This is a genomic window from Flavobacterium succinicans (assembly GCF_001662485.1).
GTDB lineage: Bacteria > Bacteroidota > Bacteroidia > Flavobacteriales > Flavobacteriaceae > Flavobacterium > Flavobacterium succinicans_A.
Genome location: NZ_JMTM01000035.1, coordinates 353,571 through 375,834 on the forward strand (window position 1 = coordinate 353,571; position 22,264 = coordinate 375,834).

The 22,264-nt window shown below is 35.9% G+C and carries 24 protein-coding genes; 4 read left to right on the plus strand and 20 right to left on the minus strand.

The annotated features are described in order from the left end of the window. Positions 1-31 precede the first annotated feature (31 nt). From FLB_RS07060 to FLB_RS07090, 7 genes are all read right to left on the minus strand, one after another. Positions 32-1,471 carry an acetyl/propionyl/methylcrotonyl-CoA carboxylase subunit alpha gene (locus FLB_RS07060; RefSeq protein ID WP_064715241.1) on the minus strand — a complete coding sequence of 480 codons (1,440 nt, stop codon included), beginning with the start codon at positions 1,469-1,471 and terminating at the stop codon, positions 32-34. A gap of 7 nt (positions 1,472-1,478) precedes the next feature. Then, positions 1,479-1,964 carry an acetyl-CoA carboxylase biotin carboxyl carrier protein subunit gene (locus FLB_RS07065; protein ID WP_064715298.1) on the minus strand — a complete coding sequence of 162 codons (486 nt, stop codon included), beginning with the start codon at positions 1,962-1,964 and terminating at the stop codon, positions 1,479-1,481. Between the two features lie 158 nt (positions 1,965-2,122). Continuing rightward, positions 2,123-4,342: a B12-binding domain-containing radical SAM protein gene (locus FLB_RS07070; protein ID WP_064715299.1), complete on the minus strand. Its 2,220-nt coding sequence runs from the start codon at positions 4,340-4,342 to the stop codon at positions 2,123-2,125. A gap of 116 nt (positions 4,343-4,458) precedes the next feature. After that, positions 4,459-5,835: an alpha/beta hydrolase family protein gene (locus tag FLB_RS07075; RefSeq protein ID WP_064715242.1), complete on the minus strand. Its 1,377-nt coding sequence runs from the start codon at positions 5,833-5,835 to the stop codon at positions 4,459-4,461. Positions 5,836-6,048: 213 nt separating this feature from the next. Further along, a complete protein-coding gene (locus tag FLB_RS07080; RefSeq protein ID WP_064715243.1) occupies positions 6,049-6,690 on the minus strand; it encodes an SdpI family protein in 642 nt (213 codons plus the stop codon). An 8-nt stretch (positions 6,691-6,698) separates the two neighbouring features. After that, positions 6,699-6,953, minus strand: a complete 255-nt coding sequence (locus FLB_RS07085; protein ID WP_064715244.1) for an autorepressor SdpR family transcription factor — start codon at positions 6,951-6,953, stop codon at positions 6,699-6,701. Positions 6,954-7,032: 79 nt separating this feature from the next. Beyond that, positions 7,033-8,316 carry an MFS transporter gene (locus FLB_RS07090; protein WP_064715245.1) on the minus strand — a complete coding sequence of 428 codons (1,284 nt, stop codon included), beginning with the start codon at positions 8,314-8,316 and terminating at the stop codon, positions 7,033-7,035. A 118-nt stretch (positions 8,317-8,434) separates the two neighbouring features. Between FLB_RS07090 and bshC the strand changes: the two genes are divergently transcribed. The 3 genes from bshC to FLB_RS07105 all read left to right on the plus strand — a co-directional run bounded on the left by bshC (position 8,435) and on the right by FLB_RS07105 (position 11,839). After that, positions 8,435-10,024 carry a bacillithiol biosynthesis cysteine-adding enzyme BshC gene (gene bshC, locus FLB_RS07095; RefSeq protein ID WP_064715246.1) on the plus strand — a complete coding sequence of 530 codons (1,590 nt, stop codon included), beginning with the start codon at positions 8,435-8,437 and terminating at the stop codon, positions 10,022-10,024. Positions 10,025-10,043: 19 nt separating this feature from the next. Then, positions 10,044-11,312, plus strand: a complete 1,269-nt coding sequence (locus tag FLB_RS07100; protein ID WP_064715247.1) for an acyltransferase family protein — start codon at positions 10,044-10,046, stop codon at positions 11,310-11,312. Between the two features lie 107 nt (positions 11,313-11,419). Beyond that, positions 11,420-11,839, plus strand: a complete 420-nt coding sequence (locus FLB_RS07105; RefSeq protein WP_064715300.1) for a nucleoside-diphosphate kinase — start codon at positions 11,420-11,422, stop codon at positions 11,837-11,839. A 93-nt stretch (positions 11,840-11,932) separates the two neighbouring features. On the opposite strand, the gene FLB_RS07110 is transcribed toward FLB_RS07105, so the two are convergent. From FLB_RS07110 to FLB_RS07120, 3 genes are read right to left on the minus strand one after another with little or no spacing between them, the layout of a single operon-like run. Next, positions 11,933-12,412, minus strand: a complete 480-nt coding sequence (locus FLB_RS07110) for a hypothetical protein (RefSeq protein ID WP_157490568.1) — start codon at positions 12,410-12,412, stop codon at positions 11,933-11,935. A 26-nt stretch (positions 12,413-12,438) separates the two neighbouring features. Beyond that, positions 12,439-12,735 (minus strand): DUF721 domain-containing protein, encoded by a 297-nt coding sequence (locus tag FLB_RS07115; protein ID WP_064715249.1) that lies wholly within the window; start codon positions 12,733-12,735, stop codon positions 12,439-12,441. Beyond that, the gene (locus tag FLB_RS07120; RefSeq protein ID WP_064715250.1) at positions 12,716-13,156 is read right to left on the minus strand and encodes a lipocalin family protein; all 441 of its coding nucleotides are present in this window, start codon (positions 13,154-13,156) and stop codon (positions 12,716-12,718) included. Before FLB_RS07120 ends, FLB_RS07115 begins: the two co-directional genes overlap by 20 nt. 236 nt (positions 13,157-13,392) lie before the next feature. Between FLB_RS07120 and FLB_RS07125 the strand changes: the two genes are divergently transcribed. Further along, complete coding sequence (locus FLB_RS07125) at positions 13,393-14,466, plus strand: serine hydrolase domain-containing protein (protein ID WP_064715251.1); 1,074 nt, start codon at positions 13,393-13,395, stop codon at positions 14,464-14,466. 169 nt (positions 14,467-14,635) lie between these two features. Here FLB_RS07125 and ftsY read toward each other — a convergent pair whose 3' ends face one another. The 10 genes from ftsY to FLB_RS07175 form a co-directional block, all read right to left on the minus strand. Next, positions 14,636-15,589 carry a signal recognition particle-docking protein FtsY gene (ftsY, locus tag FLB_RS07130; RefSeq protein ID WP_064715252.1) on the minus strand — a complete coding sequence of 318 codons (954 nt, stop codon included), beginning with the start codon at positions 15,587-15,589 and terminating at the stop codon, positions 14,636-14,638. A gap of 121 nt (positions 15,590-15,710) precedes the next feature. Beyond that, positions 15,711-15,863 (minus strand): DUF4295 domain-containing protein, encoded by a 153-nt coding sequence (locus tag FLB_RS14135; RefSeq protein ID WP_066310049.1) that lies wholly within the window; start codon positions 15,861-15,863, stop codon positions 15,711-15,713. 46 nt (positions 15,864-15,909) lie between these two features. Then, entirely contained in the window at positions 15,910-16,092 is a 183-nt protein-coding gene (rpmG, locus tag FLB_RS07140) for a 50S ribosomal protein L33 (protein WP_017495179.1), read from the minus strand. 28 nt (positions 16,093-16,120) lie between these two features. After that, on the minus strand, positions 16,121-16,357 hold the full coding sequence (gene rpmB, locus FLB_RS07145) for a 50S ribosomal protein L28 (RefSeq protein WP_024980263.1): 237 nt from the start codon (positions 16,355-16,357) through the stop codon (positions 16,121-16,123). Positions 16,358-16,428: 71 nt separating this feature from the next. Further along, a complete protein-coding gene (locus tag FLB_RS07150; protein ID WP_064715254.1) occupies positions 16,429-17,682 on the minus strand; it encodes a CinA family nicotinamide mononucleotide deamidase-related protein in 1,254 nt (417 codons plus the stop codon). Between the two features lie 43 nt (positions 17,683-17,725). Continuing rightward, positions 17,726-18,070, minus strand: coding sequence for an Hpt domain-containing protein (locus tag FLB_RS07155; RefSeq protein WP_064715255.1), 345 nt, complete (start codon positions 18,068-18,070; stop codon positions 17,726-17,728). Then, positions 18,070-18,681: a fumarylacetoacetate hydrolase family protein gene (locus FLB_RS07160; RefSeq protein WP_064715256.1), complete on the minus strand. Its 612-nt coding sequence runs from the start codon at positions 18,679-18,681 to the stop codon at positions 18,070-18,072. Before FLB_RS07160 ends, FLB_RS07155 begins: the two co-directional genes overlap by 1 nt. A 76-nt stretch (positions 18,682-18,757) precedes the next feature. Then, positions 18,758-19,528, minus strand: a complete 771-nt coding sequence (locus FLB_RS07165) for a 3'-5' exonuclease (RefSeq protein WP_064715257.1) — start codon at positions 19,526-19,528, stop codon at positions 18,758-18,760. 167 nt (positions 19,529-19,695) lie between these two features. Further along, positions 19,696-21,006 (minus strand): dihydrolipoamide acetyltransferase family protein, encoded by a 1,311-nt coding sequence (locus tag FLB_RS07170; protein ID WP_064715258.1) that lies wholly within the window; start codon positions 21,004-21,006, stop codon positions 19,696-19,698. A gap of 65 nt (positions 21,007-21,071) precedes the next feature. Continuing rightward, a complete protein-coding gene (locus FLB_RS07175; protein ID WP_064715259.1) occupies positions 21,072-22,253 on the minus strand; it encodes a glycosyltransferase family 2 protein in 1,182 nt (393 codons plus the stop codon). Positions 22,254-22,264: the final 11 nt, after the last annotated feature.

Consider the following 22,264-nt stretch of genomic DNA (forward strand, 5'->3'; position numbering starts at 1 on the left):
CTGTTGTTATTAAAATGTACCAAGCACCTATTTAATTAGGCAAACGAAGCACTTTTTGGTCCTGTAAATACTGTTGCAACGCCAATTTTGCTGCAATCAATGCTTCTTTTTGGGTTTGCTCTTTTAAAATTTCAGGGTTGTAATATTTTTTCACAAAATTGGTGTCAAAATCTCCCGAACGAAACGCCTCGTGCTGCATTACAAAAGCACCAAAAGGTAATGTGGTTTGCACGCCTTCCACTTTATAATCAGCAATAGCTTGTTCCATACGCTGAATAGCCTCTTCACGTGTAGCTCCGTAAGTAATTAATTTAGCCAACATCGGGTCATAATAAATAGGTACATCCATTCCTTGAGCATATCCGTTATCCACTCGGACACCTTCGCCTTCTGGCAATTGGTACACTTCTAAATTACCTACACTCGGTAAAAAACCATTCAAAGTATCTTCGGCATACACCCGTAATTCTACAGCGTGACCGTGAATTTTCAAATCTTCTTGTTGCAATGTAAGCGCTTCGCCTCTCGCCACACGAATTTGCATTTCGACCAAATCGACTCCAGCAATAATTTCAGTAACAGGATGCTCCACTTGCAAACGCGTATTCATTTCTAAGAAATAAAAGTTAAGTTGTTCATCCACCAAAAACTCCACGGTTCCTGCTCCCAAGTAATCACAAGATTTGGCTACCAATACCGCGGCTTCTCCCATTTTTTTGCGAATTTCGGGAGTGATAACCGCAGAGGGTGCTTCCTCCACTACTTTTTGATGACGACGTTGAATACTACATTCTCTTTCAAACAAGTACAATACATTGCCGTGACTATCCGCCATCACTTGAATTTCGATATGTCTTGACGACGCCACATATTTTTCAATAAAAACCGCTCCATCACCAAAAGCAGCCACTGCCTCGCTAATAGCACGGTTCATTTGTGCTTCAAAATCGGCTTCATTATCCACCACACGCATCCCTTTTCCGCCACCTCCAGCAGAAGCTTTGATTAAAATAGGAAAACCAATTGCTTTTGCAGTACGCTTAGCCTCTTCAATATCGGTAATCGCGTGGTCCACTCCAGGAACCATTGGAATATCGTATTGTAGAACGGCTTCTTTGGCGGCCAATTTACTACCCATTATATGAATGGCTTTGGATTTTGGGCCAATGAATATGATGTTGTTTTTTTCGGCTTCTTCTGCAAACTCAGCATTTTCACTCAAGAAACCATACCCTGGATGAATCGCATCTGCTTGTACCGCTTTGGCCACTTCTATAATTTTATTTCCTAACAAATAGGATTGATTGGATGGTGCTTCACCTATACAAACCGCTTCGTCTGCAAAGGCAACGTGAGGTGCATTTCGGTCTACAGTAGAATACACCGCCACTGTTTTGATTCCCATTTTTCGAGCAGTTTTCATCACACGAATGGCGATTTCTCCTCTATTGGCTACTAGTATTTTTTTCATTTTTTTTCTATTCAAATTCTACCAACAATTGTCCTTTATCTACTGCATCACCAACAGCTACAGCAATCGATTTGATTACTCCATTTCGTGGCGACTGAAAACTGTTTTCCATTTTCATCGCTCCCAAAATGAGTAAATTATCGTTTTCTTGAACGGTTTGTCCCACGCTGACATTGATTTCTAAAATCAAACCAGGCATAGGTGCTTTGATGGCATTGACTTTCTGAACGGTACCTATATCAAACCCCATATCCTTAATCAAAAGATCCAAAGCGTCTGCAATGGCAACAGTATACACCGAGTTATTCACTTCAATAATGTATTCCTTCTTATGAAAATCAGCAGCTACAATCTGAGCTTGATACCGCTTGTTTTTACTTAAAATATGAAATTGATTGTCAGTTGTCGCAACCGCATCCAGCGCATTGGCTGAGGCTGCGTCGCATTCGAAATGAAAAGTATCATTTACTTTTAGTTGATAACTACTACTCATGTTTACGTTTTTAGTACTGGTAAATGTAATCAAAGAAAACGTTTTCGTAAACAAGCCATCTAAGATTTATACAAAAAATAATAAGTAGTAAACCGTTTTAAAGAAATCACAGTATTTCATTTTCTTACGATAGATTTCGAAAGAAAACTGTAAAGAAATTATAAAATCAACAATCCAAAGGACTGCATCGTTTGCATTGGTTTTGAGTACCAAAACAACTCAAAATCGGACAGATGTTTTTCAAAATCAGTTTTAAGTTCTTGATAGGAATACACTTTGGATTGAGAAACCACAATTTTATCTAAAATGTCAACCAACCATTCACCTTCTGCTTTATTAGTTTGAATAGTAAAACTTTCTTTCTTATCATGAAAGGTCAATTTAGCAAGTTCCCAAGAATTGCCTTTTTTGGATTTAGTAAAATATTCTACAGTCGGTTTTCCTCCCAACCAAACTACTTTAGCTGTTGGTTTGGTGGTGAAATTTTCTTCTTCTTTAAGTGCATTAAAAATAAAATCAGGGTGAATTTTGGTTTTTGGAATTTTGAAATCGAACCATTCTTGCAGCTCAAAGTCGAAACAAATACCGTGCATAAAATTGAACAAGGATTTCTTCAGTCCGAAACTAAATTTTTCGTGGTCAATACCTGTTTTGTCAGTATAATTAATGTCATTGATGGCAAAAATATCCTTCCCCGACCCCTCCGAAGGAGGGGAGATTGGAACAACACCAAATTTCTCTGGGTACAATCCCACTGGGCTATGGGCCGTCATAGCAAACTGGTGCCAAAATCCGGATTGCAACACTCCCGCTTCAAACAATTGACGCACCATTTCGAGACTGTCTATCGTTTCTTGAACCGTTTGGGTTGGGTAACCGTACATCAAATACGCATGTACCATAATACCTGATTCCGTAAAATTGCGAGTCACTTTGGCTACTTGCTCAACCGTTACTCCTTTATCAATTAGTCGTAACAAACGATCAGAAGCTACTTCCAATCCACCCGAAACCGCTATACAACCCGAAGCTTTTAACAATCGACATAAATCGGCCGAAAAACTTTTCTCAAAACGGATATTCGTCCACCAAGTAACCGATAATTTTCGGCGTAAAATTTCGAGCGCTAAAGCTCGCATTAAAGCTGGTGGTGCTGCTTCGTCAACAAAATGAAAGCCATTCTGACCCGTTTGTGTCATCATTTCTTCCATTCGGTCGCACAACAAATTGGCAGCTATGGGTTCGTAGATTTTGATGTAATCTAAAGAGATGTCACAAAAAGTACATTTGCCCCAATAACAGCCGTGCGCCATCGTTAACTTGTTCCAACGACCATCGCTCCACATTCGATGCATCGGATTCACCACTTCGATTACTGAAATGTATTGATCCAACAGCAAATCCGTATAATCTGGAGTACCAACTTGAGATTGTTTGTAATCAGGTCTTGAAGCATTGTTTTTATAAACGACTTTTCCTTCTTCTAGAATAAAAGTTCGTTTGAATTCTTTGGTATTTGGATTTTGAATATTAGAAATTAGTAATTCAACCGGAAGTTCCCCGTCATCTATAGTAATAAAATCGAAAAACTCAAACACTCGAGCGTCCGAAAGCGAACGCAACTCGGTATTGGGAAAACCACCGCCCATCGCAATTTTGATATTCGGATAGTGCTTTTTCACCCATTGTGCCGAACGAAAAGCGCTGTACAAATTCCCAGGAAAAGGCACAGAAATCAGCATTAATTCTGGTTGAATTCTGGCTATTTTTTCTTCTAAAATAGACAATAAAATACCATCAATGTAAGTAGGTTCTTTTTGCAAAGCATCGTACAATTCGTCAAACGAATTGGCGCTTCGCCCCAAACGCTCGGCATAGCGACTAAAACCAAAATTTTCATCGACACATTCGACTATAAAATCCGAAATATCTTCAAGGTACAAAGTTGCCAAATGTTTGGCTTTATCTTGTGTTCCCATCGTACCAAAAGCCCAATCCAATTCCTCCAATTGCGCAAAACGAGACGCTTCAGGCAAATAATCTTCTTGACAAATTTGCAAAGCCAACGTTGGGTTTTTGCCTTGCAAAAAAGCAATTACAGGATCTATGGTTTTGATATATTCGTCTTGAAGGATAATTATACGTTTCGAATTATCCGAAATAATTTGCTCAGAAACTTTAAACTTTAAACCTTGAACTTTAAACAAATTTTCAAGTCCTTCTTTCGAAAACAATTTCAAAATCACCTCAATCCCCAAATCCGCTTGTTCTGAAGGTACTTCAAGGGTATTCAAAAAACCTTTGATATAGGCGGTCGCTGGATACGGGGTATTCAGTTGCGTAAACGGTGGCGTGATGAGAAAGATTTTTGGTTTCAAAGCGGTATTGTTTTGATGCAAAAGTAAGGGATATTTAATAACTTTAGAATTCTAATAAAAGTAATAAACACAAAAAGCCCAATAAATTGGACTTCTTACTTATACTGTAAATTCTATTACTTCACTTGAATCAAAATCCATTTGGAAATTTCTTCTAATGCAATTGGAGAGAATGTTTGTTCAATGGTTTCATATTCGTTCATTAAACCTGTTTTGCATTCTTGAAACAAATGATTCAAATTTGGTACTACTTTAGTTGTTACATTTTTATTCCCGCCTTTAGCCAATGCTTTCTTAATAGCATCGATATTTACATCGGAGGGAACTTGAAAATCTTTATCACCGTTGAGTGCTAGAACTGGGCATTCTACTTTTTGTAAGACAGTTTCAGGATCAAATTTTAGAAAAGAAACAAACCAAGGACTTGTGATTTGTGATGTTATTTCACTTATTTGTCCCTCATTCAATTTGTCTCCAAATTGAACTTTGAAATAACTATTTATTTTAGATTTAAGACTAGAATCATTTTCTGTAGAAATCAAAACCATTTCATAAGCTCCCTTGAAAATTTCTTGAGCCTTTTGAATTTCTTTTTCAGGAACTCCCATTTGGCGTTCTATCTTTTCTTTTTGCAAAAGCAATAATTTATCACCGCGAATTCCAGTTCCTGCCAACAATACAATGAAGTTAATATCCTTTGAATTCGCCGCAACAATTGGCGCAATCAAACCACCTTCGCTGTGGCCGATTAATCCGATTTTGCTTTTAAGGATTTCTTTTCTGGTTTTCAAATAATCGACTCCTGCCTTAACATCTTTAGCAAAACTCATAGTGGTTGCCGATTTAAAATCACCTGTTGATTTGGCAACTCCCCTATCATCAAATCGCAATACTGCAATTCCTTTTTTGGTTAGATAATCAGCTAACACTAGAAAGGGTTTATGTCCCAACAACTCTTCATCTCTGTTTTGAGGACCACTTCCTGTAATCAAAATTACAGCGGGAAAGTGACCTTCTTTTTGAGGCAAACTTAAGGTCCCAGCCAAAATATTTTTATCCATTTTATTTTCAAACACTACTTCCTCTGTATAATACGGAAAAGGTTTTTGTGGTTCTTGAGGTCTTATTACTGCTTTTTTTTCAATGCTATCTCTTGACATATTCAACGCTAAAGATTGACCTGCTTGCGAAAAATTACCCACAATTATATGCTCCTTATTTAATTTTCCTTCATAACTAATAGCAGCTGCTGGTATTTGCAACTTCAAAACAGCATTTTCAAAACTGGTTGTCGTTACTGGAATACCTTTTGCACCTTGATCGGGACTGTCCATTGTGGAACTATAACCGTTTTCGGTTTTAGTGATATTAAAAACTACTCTTAACTGTCCTCCGGGAATTTTTAAAACTCCATTCCATTGACCGGTAATTTCTTGTCCGAACATTGTAAAAGAAGCTAGAATTACAATAATAAAAAATACGGTTTTCTTCATTTTAGTTGACTTTATTTTAAAATTAATATTAAATAGTTAAAAAATGGAACTCAATTATTTTTGCTTTTTCTTCTTTTGAATAATGTCATAAAGGCAACATTTTCCTCTTTAGCCTCGATTGAAATGGAAAGCGGGACGATGCTTGCAAAAAAAACTAATCGTTCTGCTCCAAACAATTAATGGAACTTAAGCAAGAAATACTTACTCTTTTTACTATATTTCCTTAAACTTAATATAGGAATATACTATTGGGACAACGGTAATAATTCCTGTAACTGTTAAGATAAGATACGCTATAAAATCTTCTGGAATAAAAAAACAAAAAATAGTAATCACTGCTCCACCTATTACCCATAATTTTCCTGCCATTTGATGGGTTAGCTTCCAAACTTCTTCGCTCTCTAACGTCCAAGGAGTTCTAATCCCCACAAAATAATTCTGTTTAATGACTTTAAAATAATTTCCTAAAGCCATAAACAGAAAACCAATTAAAGAAACAATGATGACAGGACTAGACATAGATTGATTTTTTGCACTGAACAAAATAAATAAAGCTAGTACTGATGTGAAGAAAACTAATATTAATCTAAGGCTTTTGTATTTATTCCCCATAGTATCGATCTTGTTTTTGGGGTCAATTTTAGGAACCAACAACATAATTCCATAAGTTAAAACGGGCAATGCAAAAAGAAGTCCTATTAAAGAATACCTACTGCCCCAATCATCAATTTCTCCGTTTAAATTCCAATGAATGGGTACTTTTTCTGGCAAGGAATTCCATATAAAAGCCAAATAAATAAAGGGAATTAACACTATAAGTATTGAAAACCATTCTTTTTGTAACGTATTTTTCATGATTGAGTTTATTTTTTAAAGGTTAAAATCCATTGTAGAACATCATCCATTATGGTGGTGTTGATTGAATAAATTACAAACTGACCCGATTTTTGAGAAGTAATTAAATCGGCTTGCTTCAATAAATCTAGATGATGCGAGATACTGGGTTTACTGATATTAAAATGATCCGCAATTTCTCCAGCAGTTCTGTCCTTTTCTTTCAAAAGATCCAGAATTTCGCGCCTAGTGGCATCATTAAGGGCTTTAAAAATAACGTTCATCAATTTATGATTATATATTTAGACAAATATCTAAATATTATTTTAAAAGTATACCAAAAACTTACATTATTTTTTAAAATTAAAACTGATGACTCTTTCTAGAAATCATAAAAAGAGAACCTAAACTCAACAAAGCAGCCCCCGTCAAATAATACCCCACATACGAAATGTCGTAATCCGTAGCCAACCAAATGGCAATCATAGGAGCAAAAGCGGCACCAAATATTCCAGCTAAATTAAAGGTTAAGGAAGCTCCTGAATAGCGGACTTGTGTTGGAAACAACTCAGACAAAAAGGTACCTAAAGGACCATAGGTAAATCCCATTAATGCCATTCCGATACAAACGAAAACAGTTACTAGTACAGCACTTCCCGAACTAAGAAAAAATTGGAAGAAAAAACCAAAAACAGCTATGGCAACAGTAGCCAAAACCAGCATTTTTCTACGACCAATAGCATCTGCAACCACTGCTGAAACAGGAATAAACAGCGCAAAAAAGAGCACGGAAAACAACTGAATTAACAAACCCTCTCTTTTGGTAAAACCCAAATCAGAGGTTGCCCAACTTAACGTAAATACCGTCATTAAATAAAAAACCAAAAAAGTAGTCACTGCCGCCAAAGTTCCAAAAATCAATTGATTCTTGTAAGAGGTAAGCAAGGTAAGAAACGGAATTTTTACTTCTGCTTCTACTTTTTTAGCCTGCTCAAAAGAAGGTGTTTCAGAAATTTTAGTTCGAATATAAAAACCAACCACTACCAAAAGCGAACTGGCTATAAAGGGAATTCGCCAACCATAATCCATAAAATCTTCGTTGGTCATACTATCCGTTAAAAGCAAAAAAGTCCCTCCTGAAAGCAACAATCCTATCGGAGCACCTAACTGTGGGAACATGCCATACCAAGCTCTTTTATTGGGTGGCGCATTCTCGATGGCTAGTAAAACAGCGCCACCCCATTCCCCTCCAAGACCAACGCCTTGTCCAAAACGACACAACATCAACAACAAAGGTGCAGCAATACCAATACTAGCATAACTCGGCAGAAAACCAATGGCAACAGTAGAAATTCCCATCGTCAGTAATGCGGCTACCAAGGTAAATTTACGACCTATTTTATCTCCAAAATGACCAAAAAAAGCCGAACCCAGGGGACGCGATAAAAAAGCAATGGAAAACGTAGCTAGTGACTGCAACGTAGCCATAGTAGCATCGGTACTCGGAAAAAAAAGCTGTGGAAAAACCAATACCGCAGCATTGGCATAAATATAAAAATCAAAAAACTCAATGGTCGTTCCTATCAAACTGCCGAAAAGGACATGTTGCAATGAATTTTTTCCTTTAGAAGGAGTATCTGTGGTCATTTGTGGTGGTTTTAGTTAGTGGTTTAGAATTACAATAATAAGTTAAAATGTAACTCATTCAAAAAGTCATGTCTATTTTTTCTCATTTTTTGGTAATTTAGCCCTAAATCTTTTAATTATGCCATCCGACTGTATCAGCTTTCAAAATTCCGGGTATTTTTCCTCACTAATCAATGATTATTTAGACCAAAAACCAAACGTACAGCCTTTGTATCATCGATTCCCAACTCTTGAAAATTTTGGTCCTCAAATAGATGAAAAGAAAGCCAACTTCGAAGACAATAAAAGAGTCGTTTTAGTTGCTGCTTTAGAAGCACAACATGCCAAAATCAATGCTTCATCGGCAACTTTAAACAACATTAAACTTTTAAATCATTCCAATACGTATACCATTACAACAGGTCATCAACTGAATTTATTCAGCGGACCTTTGTATTTTCTATATAAAATCATTTCGACCATCAATCTGACTAAGGAATTACAACAACAATATCCTGAACAAAATTTTGTCCCTGTCTATTGGATGGCTACCGAAGACCATGATTTTGAAGAAATCAATTACTTTACTTTTAAAGGAAAAAAATTCTGTTGGAACAGAGAAAGTACTGGACCAGTAGGGCGCTTATCTACAGAAGGTCTCGAAGATTTTTTATCGATTTTTGCACTAGAGTTAGGGAACAGTACCAATGCCGAAACGTTAAAAAAACTATTTCAAGAAGCCTATTTGAAGCATACCAATCTGGCTGACGCGACTAGATATTTGGCCAATACTCTTTTTGGTCATTTTGGATTAGTTATTTTGGATGCTGATGACGCCCATTTAAAAAGACAATTTATTCCATTCATAAAAGAAGAATTACTCAAACAAACTGCTTTTTCAAAAGTGAATGAAACTATTGAGCAATTTGGTAACTATACCGTTCAAGTCAATCCTCGTGAAATCAATTTGTTTTTTATAGAAGACAACTTGAGAGAGCGTATTATTTTTGAAGACGGATTGTACAAAATAAACAATACAAAAATTCAGTTTTCAGAACAAGAACTACTCGCTGAACTGGAACTTCATCCCGAAAAATTCAGTCCCAATGTAGTGATGCGTCCTTTATATCAAGAAATTATTCTCCCTAATCTAGCCTATATTGGTGGTGGTGGAGAAATAGCCTATTGGCTAGAATTGAAATCATTTTTTGATGCGGTAAAGGTGACTTTCCCCATACTTATTGTGCGTAACTCCGTAGTTTTGGCTACTGAAAAACAGCTGAAAAAAGCAGATGCCTTAGCCTTGACTTGGAACGATTTATTCCAAAAACAAGTGCAATTAATCAACAACAAAACCAAACAATTGTCGGAATTTGCCATCGATTTGAGCAATTTGAAACAGCAATTACAACAACAGTTTAAAACCTTAAATGAACTGACTTCCAAAACCGACCGTTCTTTTGAAGGTGCCGTAAAAGCGCAAGAAGTAAAACAAACCAAAGGGCTAGAACAACTTGAAAAACGATTGCTAAAAGCACAAAAACGAAAATTAGCTGATAGTTTGAGCCGAATCACAGCGCTTCAAAATGAACTTTTTCCCAACCAAAGTTTGCAAGAACGTCAAGCTAATTTTTCAGAATTCTATTTAGAAAATGGAGAGCAACTTATTCCTAAATTAATCAAAGAAATAAAAGCTTTATCCACAAATTTTACTATTATTACCTTTTAAAACTTATTATTATTTTTTTATGAGCAAGGACCGACTGATTTCATTGGATGTATTTCGAGGATTAACTATTTTATTAATGACCGTTGTCAATAATCCTGGAAGTTGGTCCACGATTTATGCTCCCTTACGGCACGCTGAATGGCACGGCTGTACCCCAACCGATTTGGTATTTCCATTTTTTGTTTTCATTATGGGAACCGCCATTGCTTTTGCCATGCCAACTAAAACCTACGACAGCTCAACCTTCAACAAAATCTTTGTTCGTTCGTTGCGTATGATAAACCTAGGCTTGTTCTTTAACTTTTTCGGTAAAATTCAGTTTTTAGACCTTGAAGGAACGCCATTACTGATCATTCGCCTACTTATAACTGCCATTGTTGGTTATGCTTTAATGGGGAATTTCAATCAAAAAACCAAAACCTATTTGGCCATTGGCTGTTTTATCCTTTTTATGTTCCTTGCTTATAGCGGGATTCCAGCTTATGAAAACGTGCGGCTTCCTGGCGTTTTGCAGCGTATCGGAATTATATATTTCATCGCTTCGCTTTTGTATTTAAAAACCACTCCCAAAATCCAACTCATCGTTAGCAGTGTTTTATTACTGGGCTATTGGGCGCTAATGACATTAGTTCCTGCGCCAGGCTTTGCAGTTACCAATCTCGAAAAAGAAACCAATTTAGCTACTTGGGTGGACCAAATGTTGTTATCAGGACATGTTTGGGAAGCTACCAAAACTTGGGACCCTGAAGGAATTTTAAGTACTATCCCTGCTATAGTAACGGGTTTATTAGGCCTTCAAATTGGACAATTACTCAATATGGATATCTCCAAAAAAGAAAAAGCACAAAAAATGCTTAGCATTGGAGCAGTATTGCTGTTCTCGGGTTGGCTTTGGAATTTTGTTTTCCCAATCAATAAAGCCTTGTGGACCAGTTCCTATGTACTTTATACCGCTGGATTAGCTACGCTTATCTTGACGATTTTATATTATTGCATTGATCTACTTAACTTCAAAAAAGGAATCACGTTATTTTTAGTTTGGGGAGTAAATCCTATGATTGTTTTCTTTTTGTCACAAATCATTCCTCAAGCTTTGGTAATGATTTCGGTTCAAAATCCAAAAGATACCACTCCAATCGACTTTTGGACCTACAGTTATGAATTTGGAGTTTTGCCTTATTTCGAAAATCCTATGAATGCTTCACTGGCCTTTGCTTTGCTTTATGTAGGTTTTTGGAGTCTTTTATTGTGGTATTTCTATCAAAAGAAACTGTTTTTTAAAGTATAATCACACTATTTTATCGCATAATCAAAAAATTGACTCAAAAATGACAATTTCACAAATTGTATTTGCAAAAAAAGTCTACTTTTGCACCAAATTTAAAAACACAAAAAATGGCTACAAATAGAACTTTTACAATGATTAAGCCTGATGCTGTAGAAAACGGACACATCGGAAACATCTTAGCAATGATTACAAATGCAGGTTTCAAAATTGTTTCTTTGAAATTAACGCAATTAACTGTTGCTGACGCACAAGCATTTTATGCAGTACACTCAGCTAGACCTTTCTTTGGAGAATTAGTAGAATTCATGACTCGTGGCCCTATTGTTGCTGCCATTTTAGAAAAAGAAAATGCAGTGGAAGATTTCAGAACTTTAATTGGAGCCACTAATCCAGCTGAAGCTGCAGAAGGAACTATCCGTAAAGCTTACGCAACTTCTATTGGAGAAAATGCAGTTCACGGTTCTGATAGCGATGAAAATGCTGCTATCGAAGGTGCTTTCCACTTTGCTGGAAGAGAGCAATTCTAATTAGTAATCAGTGATCCGTTTTTAGTGGGCAGTAAAATGCACTAAAAATAGTTATCTCATAAAAAAATCCCGCTTCAATAGAAACGGGATTTTTTATTTAAAAATATTACTCCATTCTTCTTTAATATTATAGTCTTTAACCCCAAAATTGATTAATCTTTCAATAAGTATTTGTTTTAATTCACCATAATTAGAATGATAGAATTCAGAAATACAGACAACTCTTTTTCCTTTTCGAAGAATAAAAAGGTTTTCAGAAACACCAAGTTTTCCAGACTCAAACAATGTTATAAACCCATCCAGACCATTAAAGCCATATGTTTCTGATTTGCCAATCCCAAAATAACGATTAACGACTATACTTTCTTCATCAATTCGTATTCGATGTGCTCTAGTTCTACATACTGTAAACCAAAAAACCACAATAAACAACAAAAATAAAACAGGAAGAGTCATAGTTGCTACTGGAGAAGTAAAACTAAAATAAACAACTAAAACCGGTAAAACCGTTAAATAAGTTGCTAGGAAAATTGGCAGAAATTTAAACTTTGATTTTATACTTTTACTTATCACTTTAAAGACTTTAAATTACAGCAATTCTACCTCAACACCACGTCCCTAACCACATCCCGACGCAATTCCTCATTAATCATCGCAATTATTTTCGATTTACCGTGGCTCAATTCTTCCCGTAAAACAGAAGAAGACAATTCAACATACAAAATTGATCCTTTCAAAATCACATTTTTGGTATAATGATTCACACCGTTTCCCATCAAATTTTTCCAAGCCTCACGTACATCAATCTGGTTAAGACCCGTTTGCAATTTATTAACCTCAATAATATGCTTCAAAACATCTCCTACCGTATTCTGATCATTTAGTCGTTTTGCCATTGTCAATAATTTTTATTGGACCTGTTTTTTTATAGTGATACTCTTTTTGCTCTGCATTTCTCAAGACCAATTCCTTTGCGTCAATCTTTACCAATTCCTCTGACCACTGCGCGAAATCAGTCTTGAAATCAAGAAAAATTTGATCATTTTTTTGTCGAACACGAATCGTTTCTACCAAATCATTCGCTTGAAACGTACCATCCAATTGCGGCATTACTTTCTTTCTAAATCCGGTATCGCCTTTTATTTCAAAATAATCAAAACTATCATTGCTCGGGTATTCTTTATCTTCACCTTCTTCAAAAACCACTTTCTCAATCTCCCAATACCCATTCAACAAAGTCACCGATTCCTTCTCAACTTTAGGCTGACACCCTAAAAAAACCAAACAAAGGGTTACTACTACAACTACTTTTTTCATAGAATATATTTAATTTTTATATGGAGCCATTTCCTGCTGTCCACTATATCTTGTCGTCCCGAACCCCGGGACCACAAGGATGCCGTTCCCATCAGGGCTAGCGTTTACGTGCAAAACCAGACGGGATTCCAAGACCACAAAGTACGAAGAAAACAAATTAGGAAACAAAAAATAGAAGGGTTTCGTTAAACTATTTTTCACTATTTTAGTCCAATCCCAAGGCCAAAATAAAAATCATGAAAAAATACTTAACCTCCTTAGTTGTCTTGCTAACTTTCGTCAATTGTAGTACAGAAAAAGCCGATACACCCACCACCAATCCAACTACGAATATGTATTTCCCACCTGTAACGGGAACGGTTTGGGAAACCAAAACCATCGAGGGTTTAGGTTGGAAACCCACAGCTGTACAGCCTTTATTAGATTATTTAACTCAAAAAAAAACCAAAGGTTTTATTATCTTAGTCGACGGAAAAATAGTGCTCGAAAAGTATTTTAATGGCCATAACGCCAATACACCTTGGTATTGGGCAAGTGCGGGAAAAACACTCACTACTGCAATTACAGGCATTGCGCAACAAGAAGGCATAGTAAACATTAATGCTAAAGTGTCTGATTACTTAGGAATAGGATGGACGAGTCTTCCCATCGCCAAAGAAAACCTAATCACTAACAAACACCTCCTTACCATGACTTCGGGCATAGAAGACCTTGCCAATGGCGACGCCGTCGATCCTGCAAGCTTGCAATACAAAGCCGATGCTGGCACGAGATGGGCTTATCATAACGTATATGTAAAACTCCAAGATGTTATAGCAAAAGCCACAAAGCAAACTTGGTCAGGATACTTCAACGCCAAACTCAGAGATAAAATTGGAATGGAAGGATCATGGATTCAGATGGACAACAATAGTGTGTATTGGAGCACCACCCGAAGCATGGCACGCTTTGGTTTATTAATGCTAAACAAAGGAAAATGGGAAAATAACACCATCCTAAACGAAGCATTTGTATCCGAAGCCACTAGCACATCTCAAAATCTTAATCTTTCTTATGGGTACTTATGGTGGCTCAACGGTAAAGAAAGTTACCGCCTACCGCAAACTCAATTAGTATTCAAGGGGAGTTTAGTGCCTAGCGGCCCAATAGATATGTATATGGCTTTGGGGAAAAACGATCAAAAAATCTATGTAATTCCGAGTAAAAACATGGTAGTAGTACGAATGGGAGAAGCTGCAGACAACGCCAACTTAGCATTATCTGACTTTGACGAAGTCCTTTGGAGTAAAATAAAAGCCTTGTATTTATAATTACTTGCTACTAATCTTTTTATAAAGACCTATTAAAAAAAGAACTACACCAGTTCCAAGAAAGAAACCATATGCAAAATCCATTTTGCCGCGAACTAAATTGGCTAAAACAAAACAAATCAAGCTAACAAAATAAAGATATAGCGGACTTATATTTTTCATTGACGATTTATTTAAAAAAAGAATCTACAAATTCATACTTATTAAAGACTTGTAAATCTTCAATTCCCTCGCCAACTCCAATATACTTAACAGGAATCTGGAATTGATCTGAAATACCAATAACAACACCACCTTTAGCAGTTCCGTCTAATTTCGTAACCGCAAGAGAAGTAACTTCGGTAGCGGCTGTAAATTGTTTGGCTTGCTCAAAAGCATTTTGACCCGTAGAACCATCTAGTACCAAAAGTACATCATGAGGCGCATCAGTAACCACTTTTTGCATGACACGCTTCACTTTTGATAACTCATTCATCAAATTAATTTTATTATGCAAACGTCCAGCTGTATCTATAATTACAACATCCGCATTTTGAGCCACTGCCGATTGCAAGGTATCAAAAGCCACAGAAGCTGGGTCACTTCCCATTTCCTGACGCACTATAGGCACCCCAACACGATCTGCCCATATTTGCAATTGATCAATAGCGGCTGCACGAAAGGTATCGGCAGCTCCAAGCACAACATTGTATCCTGATTTTTTAAATTGGTAGGCCAATTTACCAATAGTAGTCGTTTTCCCCACACCATTTACCCCTACCACCATCAATACATAAGGTTTAGTATTCACTGGAATAACAAACTCTGTCGCTTCACCATTATTAGTCTCAGATAACAAACCTGCAATTTCTTCTTGAAGAATTCCATTTAACTCATCAACACCCAAATATTTATCTGTTGCAACACGATTTTCAATACGTGTAATAATTTTTAATGTAGTAGCGACCCCAACATCTGAAGCTACTAATATTTCCTCCAAATTATCTAAAACATCATCATCTACCTTTGACTTTCCAGCCACAGCTTTGGTCAATTTAGTAAAAAAGTTAACTTTTGTTTTCTCAAGACCTTTATCTAAAGTCTGTTTCTTTTCGGAAGAAAATATACGTTTAAAAAAACTCATTTTTTGTTAGGTTAAGTATGTCATCAAAGGAAAAATTCCTTACATTATTTGAAAGGGTAAATATAAAAAATAAAAAAGCTACTTCCGAAAGAAAGTAGCTTTTATATAAAATGTATGTAAATTATTTCTTTTTCAAGAATTCATCAACTGCTTCAGGAGCCATAATAGATTCAACGAATGTATATGCACCAGTTTTTGGAGATTTTACCATTTTAATGGCTTTTGATAATCTTTTAGAAGCGGTTTGTAACGATGCTACGGTTTTCTTTGCCATGATTCAAATGTTATTTGAAATTTTTATAAATAAAAATCTCTAATTATTATTTAATTTCTTTGTGAACAGTTACACGTTTCAAGATTGGATTAAATTTTTTAATCTCTAATCTATCTGGAGTATTTTTTTTGTTCTTTGTTGTTATGTATCTTGAAGTTCCTGCAACACCTGAAGTTTTGTGCTCAGTACATTCTAAAATTACTTGGATTCTATTACCTTTCTTTGCCATCTTGCTATATATTTATTTAGGAAAAAGATTATTTTATAAATCCTTCTGATTGCGCTTTTTTCAATACAGCAGCAATTCCATTTTTATTAATTGTTTTTATCGTAGATGCTGCTACTCTAAGAGTAATCCATCTATCTTCTTCTGGAAGATAAAAACGCTTTTTAACTAAGTTTACGGAAAACTTTCTCTTAGTTTTATTCATAGCGTGAGAAACGTTATTTCCTACCATCGCTCTTTTACCTGTAAGGTCACAAACTCTTGACATTATGCTTATCTTTTATCGTTATTCAAAATCAGGGTGCAAAGAAAAGAAAAATAAACGGATGAAACAAAAAATTATAACACATTTTTTAAAATTTCTTTTTGCAACATTTCCAAACTCTTACCAACGGCTCTATCTATTACTTTTTCTCGCGGTTGACCGAAATTAAACTCTTCCACTATCACGCCATCAGGGGTTGCCAAAGCAATAAATACGATACCAACAGCTGCATCTGAATCACCTTTTGACGGTCCCGCATTGCCTGTTGTAGCGATAGCATAATCCGTTTCAAAGATTTTTTGACAATTTATTGCCATTTCTTTTGCCACTTCTGCACTAACAACACTATGTGCTTCTATAGTCGATAATGAGACTTCTAACAACTTCGTTTTCATCTCGGTAGCATAAACTACTACACTCCCTTTGTAATAATTAGAAGCTCCTGAAACACCAGAGATTACTTGCGCTATTTTACCTCCCGTACAACTTTCAGCCGTAGCTATTGTCTTATTTTTTTGAGTTAGTAATCGACCTATTACAACTTCTAAAGTCTCCTCTTCATCTAATCCAACAACAATATCTCCAATAAGCAAACATAAAGAAGTCAATCGACGCTCCAATTCTGTTTCCAAAAATTGCCTGTCCGTACCTTTTGCAGTCAACCTCAAACGCACTCTACCTGGAGCAGGCAAATAAGCCAACTTAATATAACTCGGCAAATCATTTTCCCAATCTTCAATACGTTCGGCTACTACACTTTCACCTTGACCATAAGTAAGAACGGTTTTATGAATAATAAAAGGACGCTTGTATTCTTTAACTATCTTTGGAACCACTTGATGATCTATTAGATATTTCATTTCATAAGGCACTCCTGGCAAAGAAACAAAAACCGTTTGCCCTTTTTGAATCCACATTCCAGGAGCCGTTCCAACTTCATTAGGCAAAACAACGCATTTTGAGGGAACCAAAGCCTGATCTTTATTCATTTGAGAGGCTTCCCGCTGCAACGCTTTTTCAATTAAAGCAATCACATGAGCCTCTACCTCAACATTGCGTATGAGTGTATCCTCAAAATAATCACAGATAGTTTTTTTGGTAATATCATCTTTGGTAGGGCCCAAACCGCCTGTAATAACAACAACATCAACAGTATCTTGCATTAAAGCAAAAGTGTCTAAAATAGCTTGTTTATCATCGCTTATAGACAACATTTCCTTGACCTCAATTCCTATTCTATCCAAGGCTTTGGCAATATAACCTGAATTGGTATCGATAATTTGACCAATAAGAATTTCGTCACCGATAGTAATTATGGCTGCTTTCATTTTAAAAAAATTGAAATGGATGAATGATTTTAAAAAAAGTCAACTACAAGTCAAAATCTTTTTTGATTTCTTTTACCGCGTCCTTCACACGCTGCTTGATACTTTTAAAAGTCTCGATAATATCTTTTTTTCTTCCTTCTTTTTTAGTCCAAGCTTCTACCTGAAGAATCTCTTCAAAAGCCACATTTAAACCAATTAAATCCAAGGTGGGCTTGATTTTGTGCGCATATGCATACGTTTTTTTATGATCTTTTTCGTTGATTCCTTCTTTGATTTTTTTCAAATCCTGAGGGACTTCGGTAACAAATAAGATCAAAATTTGCTGAACAAATTCTGGATCATTATCGGAAAGTGCATACACTTTGGAGAGGTTGTATTTTAAAGCCATTATTTTACTTGTATTCTAAATAATTGTTGTCCTTCTAAAAATCCTTCTAAAACATCATTGGGTTGCACAGCAGCAACTCCAGCCGGTGTTCCAGTAAAAATGATATCCCCTATTTTCAACGTAAAAAACTGCGAAACATAAGCAATCAACTCATCGACAGCCCATAACATATGACTAGAACAGCCTTTTTGAACCGTTTGCCCGTTATTAGTTAACTCAAATGTAAGATTTTCAAGTGAACTAAACTGCGTTTTAGGTAAAAATTCTCCAATCACTGCCGAACCATCAAAAGCCTTTGATTTTTCCCAAGGCAGCCCTTTTTGTTTTAGTTTTTCCTGTAAATCTCTTGCCGTAAAATCGATTCCAACACTAATTTCGTCATAATATTTATGTGCAAACTTAGGTTCGATGTATTTTCCAACTTTACTAATTTTCACAATCAACTCAATTTCGTGATGAATATCCTCCGAAAATTCTGGAATCACAAACGGATGTTGCTTTAACAAAATAGCCGAATCAGGCTTCATAAAAACCACTGGCTCTGTGGGACGTTCGTTTTTTAGCTCTTCAATATGGTTGGCATAATTCCTGCCTATGCAAATTATTTTCATAACTTAAGTGAACAGTAAATAGTAAAAAGTAATTAGCAAACACATACTATTCACTAATTACTTTTCACTAATCACTTTATTTAGTATTTAACTTTCTTAATTTAATAGCAGTAAGCACTTTTTTGGTATACAAAGGAAAATCAGCATTTTGAATCCAGCTAAAATAACCAGGCTCCGACTCTAACACCTTTTCAACCTTAACACCTTTATGCTTCCCAAAAGTAAAAATCTCTTCGTTGTCTTTGTCAAACGCAATCATACCAGCAAAATCGGCTATTTTTTTACGAGTCGTAAACTCAGACAACACTTTCATGTCATTTTCCAACTCAGGATAGCAATCCAGTTGTGCTTTTAAAATTTCGTAAGTGGCCATTGTATCTGCTTCGGCTGAATGCGCATTTTCAAGGGAATTTCCAGTGTAAAATTTCAAAGCCGCTGCTAAGGTTCTTTCTTCCATTTTATGAAAAATAGTCTGCACATCTACAGAAACTCTATTCTTCATATCAAAATCAACTCCAACTCTTAACAGTTCCTCAGCCAATAAAGGAATATCAAAACGATCCGAATTGAATCCAGCCAAATCAGCATCTTTCATCATATTGTAAACTTGAGAGGCCAATTCTTTAAAGGTTGGCTCATTGGCTACTTTTTCATTAGTAATCCCATGCACCGCAGTTGTCTCGGCAGGAATTGGAATCGTTGGATTAACCAACCATGTTTTACTTTCTTTGTTTCCGTTGGGGAAAACTTTAAAAATTGAGATCTCTACAATGCGATCTTTCCCAATATCAACACCTGTTGTTTCAAGATCGAAAAAACAAATGGGTCTATTTAATTTCAGTTCCATTTTATCCTATTAATTACAATTGCAAATATACTTTTTTAAGCAGGACTAAAAAGACTTACCACTAATAAAACATCACAAACAGAATGAAATCCAAATCTTTACAAAAAGAAAAATAAAAAAAACCGACATAAAATACATTATGTCGGTTTTTGATTGTTAGTTTTTTATTAAAAATCCCTATTCGGATCAAATGCTTCTAAATACTCTGCTACTCGTTTCACAAAACTTCCTCCCAATGCTCCATCTACTACACGATGATCGTACGAATGAGACAAGAACATTTTTTGACGAATTCCAATAAAATCACCCTCTGGAGTTTCGATTACCGCTGGCACTTTTCTAATGGCTCCCAAAGCTAAAATACCTACTTGTGGCTGATTGATAATTGGTGTTCCGAAAACAGAACCAAAAGTCCCCACATTAGTAACTGTGTAAGTTCCTCCTTGCGTATCGTCTGGCTTTAATTTACCTGCTTTTGCACGATTTCCTAAATCATTTACTGCTTTCGCCATTCCTACCAAATTCAATTGATCGGCATTTTTGATAACAGGAACAATTAAATTTCCGTTTGGCAGAGCGGCTGCCATACCCAAATTGATATTTTTCTTTTTGATAATAAAATCACCATCAACCGAAATATTCATCCCTGGAAAATCTTTCAAAGCCTTTGCAACAGCTTCCATAAATATAGGTGTAAAAGTCAATTTCTCACCTTCTCTCTTTTCGAAAGCGGTTTTTACTCGATCTCTCCATTTTACAATATTTGTTACATCAACCTCAATAAATGACTGTACGTGAGCCGATGTCTGAACAGAAGCCACCATATAACCCGAAATCAGCTTACGCATTCTGTCCATTTCTACAATTTCGTCTCCACCATTAACAGAAACAGGAGTTGCTTTTGCCACTACCGGAGTAGCCACTGGAGCTATCGTATCCACCATTAATGATGGAGCTGCGGTAACTTTAGGTTGATTTCCTCTGTTTTTAATATATTCTAAAATATCTGCTTTGGTAATTCTTCCTTCTTTTCCTGTGCCAGAAATTGTCTGAAGTTCTGCAATAGAAATACCTTCTTCTTTTGCGATATTTTTTACCAAAGGAGACAAAAACTTATCCGATTCCGTAAAATCTACTGGAGCAAGCACCGTTTCTTTGGCTACTTCTATAGCTTTTTCGATGGCTACCACTTCTTCTGGAATTGCATTAGCAACAACAGATTCTGTAACTGCACCACCTTCGGTTTCAATAATAGCGATGGTTTGACCCACCTGAACCAAATCATTAATTTGAAACAATTGTTCTACTAATACCCCCGAAACTTCACTAGGCACTTCACTATCCACTTTGTCTGTAGCAATTTCTAATACTGCCTCATCCGCTTCAATTGTTTCCCCTACTTGTTTCAACCAATTGGTAATGGTTGCTTCTGCAACACTTTCTCCCATTTTTGGAAGTTTTAATTCAAATCTTGCCATATCAGTAACCTAAACGGTGTTTTTTATTTTCTGTTTGCGAAATTAACAAATAAATCGAATGTAAATTACATTTTATATAAATTATTCGGAATTTTCAAAACCGTACCTCTTTCGTTATTATTATCACTTCCTATTAAAAAATTAGAACTTTTAGGAAGAATCTTAAAAGCAAATCCTCTATTCTTTAGTGATTCCAAAAAAGAGATGCATTCTCGAAAAGAAATATAATTATTATCCAGAAGTATTTCGACTCCCTTTTCCTTTATAAAAGAAGACGAATTTACCATTTTTTCTCCTTTAAAAGCACGAAAAGCCACTTTTTTTCCCAAAGCTAACTGCAATTCCTGCGCAACTTTTTCATCATCAGAAAAAAGACAATACGCACTGAATTCTTTTTTATGTTTTGGTTTTCCTTGAAACATTTTCAAAATGGAAAACAAAAAAATCCCCAACTCCATAAAAATTTCAAAGAAAAAGGAAACTCTAAAATGCTTTTGATAAAAAAAACGCATGGCTTCTTGAAAGCGTTTCATATAAGTACCATCTTTTATCGTGCTTTCTCCTTTATAATGAAGTACAGTAGTATTGTGAAAATAAAAATTATCTTTTCCTTTTTGCAACACTTGATACGACAAGTCAACATCATCAGAATACATAAAGCAATTCTCATCAAAACCACCCACTTCTAGGTATAATTCTCGGGGGAGAAACATAAAAGCTCCCACTAGAATATCTACTTTGCCCGTTTGATCTGGATGTACATGTTGTGCATAATATTTTGTAAAAATGGAAACACTTGGAAACCAGCGATACAAACCCATAATTTTTGTAAAAGCCACCCAAGGTGTAGGAACACCGCGCTTACTTTCGGGTAAAAAGTTCCCTGAGCCATCAATTAATTTTACTCCAACAATTCCAAGATTTTTTTGTGCTTCGGCGAAAGCCAATACCTTTAAAAAAGTATCTTCGGCCACGACTGTATCTGGATTCAAAATACAAAGATATTCTCCCTTGGCGGCGGCAACTCCAATGTTATTGCCAATTGAAAAACCTAGATTTTCGCTATTTTGAATGAGTTTGACTTCTGGAAAGCGAGTTTGCATCATGGTGCAACTATCATCAGAAGAAGCATTATCGACAACAATAATTTCGCCTTCAATGTTTTCTAGCGCTTTTTGAACGCTAAGTACACATTGTTCCAAGAAATAGCGAACGTTGTAGTTGAGAATGATAACAGATAATTGCATGATGCAAATAT